Origin of the sequence: Tardiphaga sp. 862_B3_N4_1 (assembly GCF_051811085.1) — a bacterium.
Classification (GTDB): domain Bacteria; phylum Pseudomonadota; class Alphaproteobacteria; order Rhizobiales; family Xanthobacteraceae; genus Tardiphaga; species Tardiphaga robiniae.
In genome coordinates this window covers 2,657,899-2,669,396 of record NZ_JBPWQB010000002.1, presented here as the reverse complement: position 1 = coordinate 2,669,396, position 11,498 = coordinate 2,657,899, and the positions used below count along the sequence as shown (strand labels likewise).

Genomic DNA, 11,498 nt, shown 5'->3' with positions numbered 1-11,498 from the left:
CTCACCCCACCCCTCTCTCCGCAAGAGCGGGGCGAGGGAGCTTACAGCGCCCGGCGCAGCAGCCTGCTCCATCCACTGATCCACACCCAACAACATCCAAGAAAACTCGAAGGACAAACTCGAATGTCGACCAACGCAGAAATCTTCGCACGCCGCGAAGCCGCCGTTCCCCGCGGCATCGGCCATTCCACTCCGATCTCGGCGCAGCGCGCGCTGAATGCGGAAGTCTGGGACGTCGAAGGCAAGCGCTATGTGGACTTCGCCGGCGGTATCGCCGTGCTCAACACCGGCCACTGCCACCCGACCATCATGGCCGCCGTGCGTGCGCAGATGGAGAACTTCACGCACACCTGCTTCCAGGTGCTGCTGTATGAATCCTACGTGACCCTCGCCGAGCGCCTGAACAAGCTGGCGCCGATCGACGGCGCCACCAAGACCGCATTCTTCACCACCGGCGCCGAAGCGACCGAGAACGCCATCAAGATGGCCCGCGCCGCCACCGGCCGCGCCGGCGTGATCGCCTTCACCGGCGGTTTCCATGGTCGCACCCATATGACCATGACCATGACCGGCAAGGTGTTCCCGTACAAGAAGGGCTTTGGCGGAGCCATGCCGGAAGTCTGGCACGTACCGTTTCCGGCCGCGCCGCTCGACGTCACGGTTGAGGAATCGCTCAAGTATCTGAGCTTCCTGTTCAAGGCCGACATTGATCCGGCCCGTGTCGCTGCCATCATCATCGAGCCGGTGCAGGGCGAAGGCGGCTTCCACCAGGCGCCGCCGGAATTGATGCGCGCGCTGCGCAAGATCTGCGACGAGAATGGAATCGTCTTCATCGCCGACGAAGTGCAGACCGGTTACGGCCGCACCGGCAAGATGTTCGCGATGGAACATTACGACGTGAAGCCTGACCTCATCACCGTGGCGAAGAGCCTCGCCGGCGGCTTCCCGCTGTCGGGCGTGATCGGCAAGGCCAAGATCATGGACGCAGCCGATCCGGGCGGCCTCGGCGGCACCTATGCCGGCAACCCGCTGGCGATTGCAGCAGCAATGGCCGTGCTCGACGTGTTCGAGAAAGAGAAGCTGATCGACCGCGCCAACCATATCGGCGAGCGCATCACCACGCGCCTGAAGAAAATGCAGCAGCGAAACGACCTCGTGCCGATCGCCAGCATCCGCAATGTCGGCGCCATGATCGCCTTCGACATCGTCAAGGAGCGCGGCTCTGATACGCCGGACGCCGAAGTGACCAAGAAGGTGACGCAGAAGGCCACCGAGGAAGGCCTGATCCTGCTGTCCTGCGGCGTCAATTTCAACACCATCCGCGTGCTCGTTCCGCTGACCGCCCAGGACGAAATCCTCGACGAAGGCATGGAAAAGCTCGAGCGCGCGCTGACCGCCTGAGCCCTCTCACAAGAAAAGGAAAAACAACATGGCTCTCGATCCCGCCCTCCGCGACAAGATCATCGCCGCCGTCGACAAGGGCTTCGATGCCCAGGTGAAGTTCACCCAGGACATGGTGCGCCACGTCTCCACGCGCGGCAACGAACACACGATGCAGGACTTCATGTTCCGCGCCATGAAGGCGCGCGGTTACAAGATGGAGCGCTTCGAGATGGACCGCGCCGCGCTCGGGCATCATCCCGGCGCCGGCGCGTGGGACGAACTGCATTCGACCGCGCCGATCGTGGTCGGCACGCATTATCCGCGCGAGGAAAAAGGCCGCTCGCTGATCATGCAGGGCCATGTGGACGTTGTGCCGGAAGGCCCGCACGACATGTGGACCACGCCGCCCTATGACCCCGTCATCCAAGGTGACTGGATGCAGGGCCGCGGCGCCGGCGACATGAAGGCCGGCTGCGCCTCCAACATCTTCGCGCTCGACGCACTCAAGAGCCTCGGCCTGCAGCCGGCAGCGACGGTCTATCTGCAGTCTGTCGTGGAAGAAGAATCCACCGGTGACGGCGCGCTGATGACGCATCTGCGCGGCTACAAGGCCGACGCCGTGGTGGTATCGGAGCCGTCGCATGAGACGATCACCCGCGCCAATATCGGCGTGGTCTGGTTCCAGGTCGAAGTCCGCGGCGTGCCGGTGCATGTGCAGCGCATGGGCACCGGCGCTAACGCCATCGACGGCGCCTATCGGATCATCGGTGAATTGCGCAAGCTCGAAGCGAAGTGGAATGCGACCAAGGACCAGCACGAGCACTTCAAGAACATCGAGAAACCGGTCAACCTGAACATCGGCAAGATCGCCGGCGGCGACTGGGCGTCGTCAGTCCCGGCCTGGTGCAAGGTGGACTTCCGCATCTCGCTGCTGCCCGGCAAGACCGCCGAAGCGGCAAAGAAGGAGATCACCGACTGCGTCGCCGCCTTCGCGCATCAGGACCCGTTCCTGTCGAATATCCCGCCGACCGTGACCTTCAACGGCTTCCAGGCCGAAGGCTACGAACTCAAGCCGGGCTCGGATGCAGAAGCCACGCTGGCCGCGGCGCATGAAGCGGTGTTCGGCCAGAAGCCGAAGCCAGAAATCTCGCTCGCCTATCTCGACAGCCGCGTCTACGCGTTGTTCGACAATGTGCCGACGCTGAACTACGGCTGCATCTCGCGCGGCGTCCACGGCTTCGACGAAGGCGTCAACCTGCCCTCGCTGAAGAAGACGACGACGGCACTGGCGCTGTTCATCGCCGAATGGTGCGGCGTGGAAGAGATCAAGGCTTGATCATTCAGGCCTCAGCCTGAAGACCGAATGGGCGGCGGAGCAATCCGCCGCCTTTTCATTTCTGCCAGCTGCAGATGCCACCTGTGCGGCACGGCCAGACCTGCACCCGCGTGTCCGCCGCATTGGCGTTCAGCGGATTGCTGCGACGGGCAACCTTCTTCTGCGCAGCGGCGCGCTGTGCCACCGGCTTCGCAGACTGCGCGCGCACAAGACGCGGTGCTGCCTTCGCCGGATCAGCTTTCACATTCGCCTTCGCATCGGCCTTGGCCTGGATCTGCACCTGCTCGAATGACGCGGGCGGGCCCAGCAGTTTCGGCGACAGCACGGCCTTCTGCAGGTCGAGCAGCAAGAATTCGCCGGGCTTGTATGTGTCCGCTTGCGCGGCACCGACGCACGCCAGCAGACTGACGCCGGCCGCAATCATACTCAAACGCTTGCAACTCATTTACGCCTCCTGAGGCCGGTTCCCGGCTTCTGGACTAACAATGTCTCTAAGTTAAGCATGGATAACGTTGAATCCAGCCTCGAGTTTCCCCGGAAAGTGCCTGCGGCGCAGGCATTTCTGGCGGTAAGACTAACCGTCCATGGCGCACCCACCGATTGATCCAGCGCAATGCGACTCCGCGCTGCTGCGCAGACCCTTCGCTCAATCACTCTCAGCAGCGGAGACCGCCATGACATCCGTCCAGCCCTATCCCGTCGTCAGCAATCTCATCGAACGCATTGGCGACTGGTTGATCCAGCGTCGCCAGCTCAACGAACTCGGTGCGCTCGACAGCGGCGAGTTCAAACGCATGGCCCATGAGCTTGGCCTTGCGCCAAGCGATCTCGATACGATCGTTCGCAGAGGCGTGAACGGTGCGGAGGAATTGCCGCAGATGCTCCGTGCGCTCGGTTTTGACGAAGCCGCCATTGCCAAGATCCGGCCGCCTGACATGATGGAGATGCGCCACGCCTGCGCCAGTTGCGCGCACAAGCGGGCCTGCGGGATCGACCTCGCAGCCAAAACGGCGGCGGCGAACTACGAGAACTATTGCGCCAATGCCAACGACATTACGCTGCTGGCCCGGGCTGCGGAGTAGATTATTCTCCACCTTTACTAAAAATGCTCGAAAGGCCGGCCAGGTAAGCCTAATCGGTTAGGTTAAGATTTGGTTTAAGTTGCGACAAAACCCGGCTGGGATAGCGTCGATCGCGTCGCGCAGTGGGGTGTGGAAGTCGCTTTCCAACCCCGAATTTCAATGCACGGCACGGGACCGCCGTTATTACCTGCGTCGGCGGTCCCACCCCTTGGCCGACAATCCTGACCACCCAAACACGCAGCCGTTACCGATCACGCGACCTGCGTCGTGCTGTGACTGCGTGCGTCCGATCACGTGCAGAGCATCGGTGACGCCTAGATATCAGCGAACACCTCCAGCAAATTCCCGTCGGGATCGCGAAAGAACAGCGTGCGATGTCCAAAGACCTGATCGGTCGGCGGTGACACGAGGCTGATACCTTTTCGCACTAATTCCTCGGCACACGCATCGACCTCCGCCACGGAAACCTTGAAGGCGAGCTGAAGTGCTGCACTGCCAACCGGGATCGGATGATCCGACGCGGTGCGGCTTGGCATCGCCAGAGCTAACGTGTTGCTGCCGATACGAAATTTATCCAGCCGGACGACAGCACGCGCTGCAGCGAAAAGCCGAGCAGCGTCTCGTAGAAGTGCCGCATCGCGTCCATGTCGCGGACGAAGATGACCGTGTAGTCGATGGCGCGAATGGCTTGAAAGGTTGACTCGGTGCCTGCGCCCTGTTCATCCATTCCGGCCTCTCCATGTTCATCCCGCGAGATGATCCATCAGCGTCAAGCCTCGCACAGCCGGCTGCGCGCCTACAACTGCAAGGCACATTGCGCCTGCGCGTCATCGCAACGCAACAGAAGTACACGTTGTGAATGCTCGCAATTTAATCCGCGACACAGTGTTGCTGCGCGCAATCTTCCTTGACTTGCTCTCGCCGCACTTGGCAGTCTGTGATCACACAAAAAAGCATCGGGCAACGACCCAGATGCCTCTAGGGAGAGACACCATGGACTCATTTCTGAGGCCGCTTGCGGTTGCGAGTATGATTGTTGCTGGCGCCCTTGCTTCCACTGCTCCAGCATCTGCCCAGCAAGCGCCGATCAAGATCGGCATTCCGACGTCGGTCCAGCTGCAGGTCGGCCGCGACACCCAGAACGCCGCGAAGCTGGCCATTGAAGAGATCAATGCCAAGGGCGGGTTGCTCGGCCGCAAGCTCGAAATGGTTGTCGCTGACGAGACCGAGAATCCCGAACAGGGCATTGCTGCAATCAAGAAGCTCACCGCCGACGACAAGGTCAACGTGCTGATCGGCGGCTACACGTCAGGCGTGACGCTGGCCCAGCTGCCGCACATCTCCAGCGCCAAGACAATCTATCTCGGCGTCGGTGCTGCTTCACCTGCCATCACCGCAAAGGTGAAAACCGACTATGAGAACTACAAATACATCTTCCGCGCCTTCCCCATCAACGCGGCGCATCAGGCGCGCGCGCTGGTCGACTTCATCAACGGCAAGCTGAAAGGCGAGATGGGCCTGAAGAAGATCGCCATCGTCGGCGAAAACGCCAAATGGGTGCAGGACCTCGTTCCGATCCTGAAAAAAGGCGCCACCGACGGCGGCACCGACGTGACGCTGGCCGAATTCTTCGACACCTCGACTTCTGATTTCTCACCGCTCTTCGCCAAGGTGAAGAACTCCGGCGCGCAATATCTGATCGTGATCCTGTCGCACGCCTCCTCGGACATCTTCGTCAAGCAGTGGCATGACGCTCAGGTACCGATTCCGATCGGCGGCATCGACGTCAAGAGCCAGGACGCCGACTTCTTCACGCGCGTCAGCGGCAAGGCCAATGCCGAAACCGTCGGCATGTTCGCCATCCGCGCGCCGCTTACCCCGAAGACCATTCCGTTCTGGGATGAATTCGTGAAGCGCTTCGGCACCGCGCCCGTCTATACCGGCATCGGCGCCTATGACGCCGTTTATGTCTATGCCGATGCCGTGAAGCGCGCCAACTCCATCGAGCCCGACGCTGTCATCAAGGAGCTGGAGAAGACCGACCATGTCGGCATCGCCGGCAAGCTGGTGTTCGACGAAGTACACGATGTGAAGACCGGCCCGGGACTGCAGAACCTGCTGTTCGTGCAGTGGCAGAAGGACGGCGCCCGCGTCGTGGTCTGGCCGAAGGAAGCCGCTACCGGCCCGATGATCGCACCGCCCTGGATGAGCAACTGATTTGTTGATGGCGGTCATCTGACCGCAGCGTAACCGCGCGGCCGGCGATCCCTCGCCGGCCGGAAAACGGGAGAAGCGAGCCCGAAGAAGTTCGCCCTCCGCCGTCCGGTCTTCAACAGCGGGTTCTCATGCTTCAGATTCTGATCTACGGCGCGGTCTCCAGCGCCATCTATGCGATGCTGGCCGTTGGTTTCACCCTGATCTTCGGCGTCGCCCGCATCCTCAATCTCGCCCATGGCTCGTTCTACGCACTCGGCGCCTATGCGGCCTATGTCCTCACCTCGCTGCTCGGCGTTCCGCTCTTCATCGCAGCTCCGCTGGCGGTATTGATCGTCGCAGGCTTCGGCGTGGTGATGGAGCGTTTTCTAGTGCGTCCGTTGCGCTCGTCTCAGCTCGCCGTGCTGATGATCACCCTCGCCGTCTCGCTCGCGGTCGAACAGGCGCTGTTCATCACTTTCGGCTCCGAATATCGCAACGTGCCTTCCTTCGTGGCTGACAAGCTCTCGATCGGCGGCGTCGATATCTCCGGCCAGCGCCTGCTCGCCCTTGTCGCCGGTGTCCTCGTGCTGCTCGGCCTCTGGCTGTTCATTCAGCGCACGCGCCTCGGCGCGGCCATCCTCGCGGTATCGCAGGATCCGGAAGCTGCGCAATATATGGGCATCCCGACCAACCGCATTTTCTCCATCGTGATGGCGATCTCCGCCGGCACCGCGGCGCTTGCCGGCGTGCTGGTGTCGCCGTTCCTCACGGTACAGCCGACCATGGGCCTGCTGCCCATGGTGAAGGCCTTCGCCATCGTCATCGTCGGCGGCCTCGGCTCGATCCCCGGCAGCATCATCGCGTCGCTGATCCTCGGCTATTCCGAGACCATCGTCGCCTATCTGATTTCAACATCATGGACGGAGCTGGTGTCGCTGGTCGCGGTCGTCGTCACGCTGATGATACGTCCGTCAGGACTCCTCGGGCGACGGGCAGCATTCTGACATGAAACGCATCGCCCCCATCGACATCGCAGGCGGAATCCTCGTCGTCGCCTTTCTCGCGCTGCTGCCCATGTTCGCTGCCAGCAACTATCTCACCGGCGTGCTCACGGTCTGCGTGATCTACGGCATCTGGGCATCGAGCTGGGACTTCATGTCCGGCCTCACCGGGCGCGAGAATTTCGGCCATTCGCTGTTCATCGGCGCTGGCGCCTATACCGCGGGCTTCCTGTCCTCGATCTGGTCGACAAATCCGTGGGTCAGCCTGCCGCTCGGCGTGGTGATCGCCATCGCTTTCAGCCTGCTGGTCGGCTTCCCGACATTGCGGCTGCGTGGGCCTTATTTCGCGCTGGCGATGCTGTCCGCCTCGGCGATCCTGCAGCGGCTGTGTCTGATCTTCTGGGAATATACCGGCGGCGAGGAAGGCATCTACGGCCTCGATCCCTTGATGAAAAACCCGCTGCATTACTACTGGTTCGTGCTGGCGATTCTCGCAGTCACCGTGATCGTACTGACACTGCTGGCCCGATCGCATTGGGGGCTCCTGCTGCGCGCCATCCGCGGCGACGAGGCGACCTGTCAGGCCGCCGGCATCAACGTCACCTTCTACAAGATCGTGTCGCTGATGATCTCAGCCGGCTTTGCCGGTCTGGGGGGCGCGCTCTATGCGCATTACCAGCTGCAGGTGTCGCCGCCGCTGTTCTCGGTCGTTGTGTCGATCACGGTCATCATCATGGTCTATGTTGGCGGCATCGGCTCGATCTATGGCGCCGCCATCGCCGCGATCCTGCTGACGCTGCTCACCGAGATGCTGCGCGGCTTCGGCGAATACCGGCTGTGGATCTACACGCTGACCCTGATGCTGATCCTGTTCTTCCTGCCCAATGGACTGATCGCGCCGCTCTGGCGCCGGCTGACGGAGCGCCTGCGATGACTGACCTGCTCGAAGTCAACGGCGTGACCAAGCGCTTCGGCGGCCTCACCGCCGTCAAGAACGCGAGCTTCACGCTGAAGAAAGGCGAGTTCACCGGCATTCTCGGCCCCAACGGCGCCGGCAAGACCACACTGTTCAACATCCTCACCGGCTTCATGCAGCCGACCACCGGCACTATTCACTTCAACGGCGAACTGGTGCGCGAACTCGCCCCCTACAAGGTGGTCAATCGCGGCATGGCGCGCACCTTCCAGCTCACGCGTCCCTTTGTCGGCATGAACCTATTGGAGAACGTGCTGGTGGCCTGCATGTCGCCGCGCGCCAGCGAGGACAAGGACAAGGAGGCGCGCGCCAGCTATCTGCTGGGACAGGTCGGCCTCGGCGGTCGTGACAAGGAACCGGTGGAGACGCTGCCATACGGCGACCTGCGACGGCTCGAGATCGCGCGTGCACTGGCGACCCGCCCCGACCTGCTGCTGCTCGACGAACCCTTCGCAGGGCTTGGCAGCAGCGAGATCGAACAACTGGCACAGTTGATCCGCAGGCTGCATCGCGAGGAGAACCTCACTATTTTGCTGATCGAACACAAGCTGCGCGAGTTCATGGCATTGGTATCGCGCGTGATCGCGATGAATTTCGGCGAGATCATCGCCGTCGGCCCACCGGAAGAAATCGTGAAGAACGAGAAGGTGATCGAAGCCTATATCGGCAAGACGGAGGAAGCCCATGCCTCTGCTTGAAGTCGCCGATCTCAAGGTCAGCTATGGCAAGGCGCTGGCGATCGAATCCGTCTCTATCAGGGTCGAGAAAGGCGAACTCATCGGCGTGCTCGGCCCCAATGGCGCCGGCAAGACCACGCTGCTGAAAGCGATCTCGCGCTCGATCGCATCGCAAGGCACACTGAATTTCAAGGATGCGTCCTTGCATCCGATCGAGCCATATAACGTCGTTGCCAAGGGCATCTGCCACTGTCCCGAGGGGCGAAAACTGTTCTCGGAATTGTCGGTGCTGAAGAACCTGCAGCTCGGCGCTTACCTGCGCAAGAACAACGCGGACGTCGAGAAGGACCTGGAGCGCGTCTTCACGCTATTCCCGGTGCTGCGCGAACGGCAATGGCAACAGTCCAGCACATTGTCCGGCGGCGAACAGCAGATGGTAGCCATCGGCCGCGCGCTGATGGGCCGGCCCGAGCTATTGCTTTTGGATGAGCCGTCCGTCGGCATCGCGCCGCGGCTGAAGGGGCTGATCTTCGACTCGATCCAGCAAATCCGGAGAGACGGCACCGCGATCCTGATCGTCGAACAGGACGCTACATCAACGCTGCGGATCGCGGATCGCGTCTATGTGCTGGAGCATGGACGGACGATCCGTGAGGGGACGTCTGCGGAGATTGCTGGCGACAAGTATATCCAGCAGATTTATCTGGGGGTGTGACGTTCACGTGCTCGCTTCTTACCTCTCCCCGCTTGCGGGGAGAGGTTAAGACAGCAACGCCTACGCCTTCCGCGTATACAGATGAAACCCGCCATAGATGCCCGAACGATCCGCAGCCAGACCTTCGGCACTGCGCGCCTCATCGCGCTGCCACGTCTCACGCAGCGATGCATGTTCAGGATCGTCCAGCGGCGACTCGGCACCGGCGGTGCGGAAGATCACCCGGATGCCATCCTTGCCGGCGCGGTCGATCGCGTCCCACAGCGCACGGATTTCATCCGGCGCCATCCAGTCCTGCGAATCCAGCAGCACGACCGCGTCGATCTGGCGGGCTGGAAGGCTCTCCAGGAACACGCGCAGATTGGCATGCACCGGCGTGACCAGAGCAGCGCGGCTGGCGGTGTCCGCGTAACGGCTCTGCTGCAGATAGAGCGGCAAGCACTTGTCACCGGGGCCGACATAGCTGCGGCTCAGCGCCTGCCAGGCAAAATAGTTGTTGGCGTTCGGATGCACGTCGATCAGAGCGAGCAGACGCTGATGCAGCACTTCGTTGAGCGGCTGATTGCCGCCCAGCAATGTGCGCTGCTGCGGCGGGATGCCGAGGCTGAACAACAGCGCTGGCGTCTTCGTTATCATACGAGCGAGCCGGGAGTGGAACAGCCAGTGCAGTCGTTCCAGCGCACGCTTGCGCGCCGGGGACTGCTTGTCCTCATGCAACAACGCCTTGAGATCGATGCGGGCAAGTTTCGCCAGCGTATGCGCGAAGCCGATGAAGCGGCCGAGCGCGCCGTGGCGATAGAAGCCGTCACTGAAGTAACCGTAGCGCGGGCGGCCCTGGATATCGCGTTCGTCCCAATAGCCGCGCGCTTCGGCATCGAGCAGCGGGCGCAGCCGCTCGCGATACAGGCCGACATTGGTATCCGAGGCGCCTTCGCCGAAGAATTTCCAGAAGTCCTGATAGTTCGGCAGTGCTCGCAGGCCTGCGAGCTTCAGCTTCAGCAGCGACAGATGCGCTTCATTCAGATCGACCGCATAGACATGCTCGGGCTTCGCCGACAGATAGGACAGCGCGTTGCAGCCGCCGCTGGAGATGGTGACAATCGTCGAACCGGGCGCCAGTTTCAGCGCCGCCATGTCCGCTTCGGGATCTTCCCAGATCTGGGTGTAGACCAGCCGACGGAACCAGAAGGCGAACAGCCTGTCCCAGATCGTCGTTTCCTCGCGACCACGGCTATTGCGAACGGCGTCGGCGATCAGATGCGTATTCATCGGTTTCTTGGACCCTTCGAATCGACAATCTGAAATTTTTATCAAGCGCAGACTGCGGTTTTGCGACAGTCATTCTAAATTTCGGCCGATTCCCGCGACGAAACCACTGTCACACCGCTGTCGTGTTGCGATGAAATGGATCGCTCATCCGGATGCGACGAGGTGCGCCATGACGATTGTCTCCGAATACGAAGACGGCGGTCAGCCCGCATGGTCGAACGAAGCCACGCATCGCATGAACCGGATGTATCGCTGGCAGCGCTTCATCTATGACGCAACGCGCCGGTACTATCTTCTCGGCCGTGATCAGCTCATCGCCGAACTGACACCCGCGTCGGACGCGACGGTGCTGGAGATCGGCTGCGGTACCGGCCGCAATCTGGTTCAGGCTGCCCGCAGATATCCACAAGCGGTATTCTACGGCATCGATATTTCGACCGAGATGCTGACCACGGCCATCGCTTCCATTGCCCGCAACGAGCTCACGGATACCGTCCGTGTCGCCCACGGCGATGCGACGAATTTCGATCCGGCACGCATCTTTGCTGTTCCGTCATTCGATCACGTCATGATTTCCTACAGCCTCTCGATGATCCCGAGCTGGCAGGATGTGCTCGATCACGCCGTGTCGCAGCTCAAGCCCGGCGGCCAACTGCATATCGTCGATTTCGGACATCAGGAGCGGTTGCCAAAGATCGCGAGCAAGCTGCTGTTGCGCTGGCTGACGCTGTTCGACGTGACGCCGCGCCGCGAGCTTCTCGATGTGCTGAAGGCACTCGCCGAGCGTCACCACGCCAATCTCGACTTCAATCGTCCGTTCCGCGGCTATGCGCAATCGGCGGTGCTGACACTGCTGAAGTAAT

General features: G+C 61.7%; 11 protein-coding genes and 1 pseudogene. 9 read left to right on the top strand and 3 right to left on the bottom strand.

The features are described from left to right. Positions 1–123 precede the first annotated feature (123 nt). Both gabT and AB8B02_RS29905 read left to right on the top strand, forming a co-directional pair. The gene (gabT, locus tag AB8B02_RS29910) at positions 124–1,401 is read left to right on the top strand and encodes a 4-aminobutyrate--2-oxoglutarate transaminase (protein ID WP_120288466.1); all 1,278 of its coding nucleotides are present in this window, start codon (positions 124–126) and stop codon (positions 1,399–1,401) included. 28 nt (positions 1,402–1,429) lie between these two features. Further along, a complete protein-coding gene (locus AB8B02_RS29905) occupies positions 1,430–2,719 on the top strand; it encodes an ArgE/DapE family deacylase (protein ID WP_120288465.1) in 1,290 nt (429 codons plus the stop codon). A gap of 55 nt (positions 2,720–2,774) precedes the next feature. Here the strand turns inward: AB8B02_RS29905 and AB8B02_RS29900 are convergent, their stop codons facing one another. After that, complete coding sequence (locus AB8B02_RS29900) at positions 2,775–3,164, bottom strand: hypothetical protein (protein WP_246297870.1); 390 nt, start codon at positions 3,162–3,164, stop codon at positions 2,775–2,777. Positions 3,165–3,393: 229 nt separating this feature from the next. On the opposite strand from AB8B02_RS29900, the gene AB8B02_RS29895 reads away from it, so the two are divergent. After that, positions 3,394–3,801 carry a hypothetical protein gene (locus tag AB8B02_RS29895; RefSeq protein ID WP_147421601.1) on the top strand — a complete coding sequence of 136 codons (408 nt, stop codon included), beginning with the start codon at positions 3,394–3,396 and terminating at the stop codon, positions 3,799–3,801. Between the two features lie 314 nt (positions 3,802–4,115). Here the strand turns inward: AB8B02_RS29895 and AB8B02_RS29890 are convergent. Beyond that, positions 4,116–4,528 (bottom strand): annotated as a pseudogene (locus tag AB8B02_RS29890) (VOC family protein). A 266-nt stretch (positions 4,529–4,794) separates the two neighbouring features. On the opposite strand from AB8B02_RS29890, the gene AB8B02_RS29885 reads away from it, so the two are divergent. From AB8B02_RS29885 to AB8B02_RS29865, 5 genes are all read left to right on the top strand, one after another. After that, positions 4,795–6,018 (top strand): ABC transporter substrate-binding protein, encoded by a 1,224-nt coding sequence (locus tag AB8B02_RS29885; RefSeq protein WP_120288462.1) that lies wholly within the window; start codon positions 4,795–4,797, stop codon positions 6,016–6,018. A 128-nt stretch (positions 6,019–6,146) separates the two neighbouring features. Continuing rightward, on the top strand, positions 6,147–7,001 hold the full coding sequence (locus AB8B02_RS29880) for a branched-chain amino acid ABC transporter permease (protein ID WP_068733337.1): 855 nt from the start codon (positions 6,147–6,149) through the stop codon (positions 6,999–7,001). 1 nt (position 7,002) lies between these two features. After that, positions 7,003–7,932, top strand: coding sequence for a branched-chain amino acid ABC transporter permease (locus tag AB8B02_RS29875; RefSeq protein ID WP_120288461.1), 930 nt, complete (start codon positions 7,003–7,005; stop codon positions 7,930–7,932). Continuing rightward, the gene (locus tag AB8B02_RS29870) at positions 7,929–8,672 is read left to right on the top strand and encodes an ABC transporter ATP-binding protein (protein ID WP_120288460.1); all 744 of its coding nucleotides are present in this window, start codon (positions 7,929–7,931) and stop codon (positions 8,670–8,672) included. The genes AB8B02_RS29875 and AB8B02_RS29870 overlap by 4 nt, the downstream gene beginning before the upstream one ends. Continuing rightward, entirely contained in the window at positions 8,659–9,366 is a 708-nt protein-coding gene (locus tag AB8B02_RS29865; protein ID WP_089262171.1) for an ABC transporter ATP-binding protein, read from the top strand. Before AB8B02_RS29870 ends, AB8B02_RS29865 begins: the two co-directional genes overlap by 14 nt. A gap of 60 nt (positions 9,367–9,426) precedes the next feature. Here AB8B02_RS29865 and AB8B02_RS29860 read toward each other — a convergent pair whose 3' ends face one another. Then, complete coding sequence (locus AB8B02_RS29860) at positions 9,427–10,635, bottom strand: DUF3419 family protein (protein WP_309947573.1); 1,209 nt, start codon at positions 10,633–10,635, stop codon at positions 9,427–9,429. Positions 10,636–10,804: 169 nt separating this feature from the next. Between AB8B02_RS29860 and AB8B02_RS29855 the strand changes: the two genes are divergently transcribed. Further along, positions 10,805–11,497: a class I SAM-dependent methyltransferase gene (locus tag AB8B02_RS29855; RefSeq protein WP_120288458.1), complete on the top strand. Its 693-nt coding sequence runs from the start codon at positions 10,805–10,807 to the stop codon at positions 11,495–11,497. Position 11,498 lies beyond the last annotated feature (1 nt).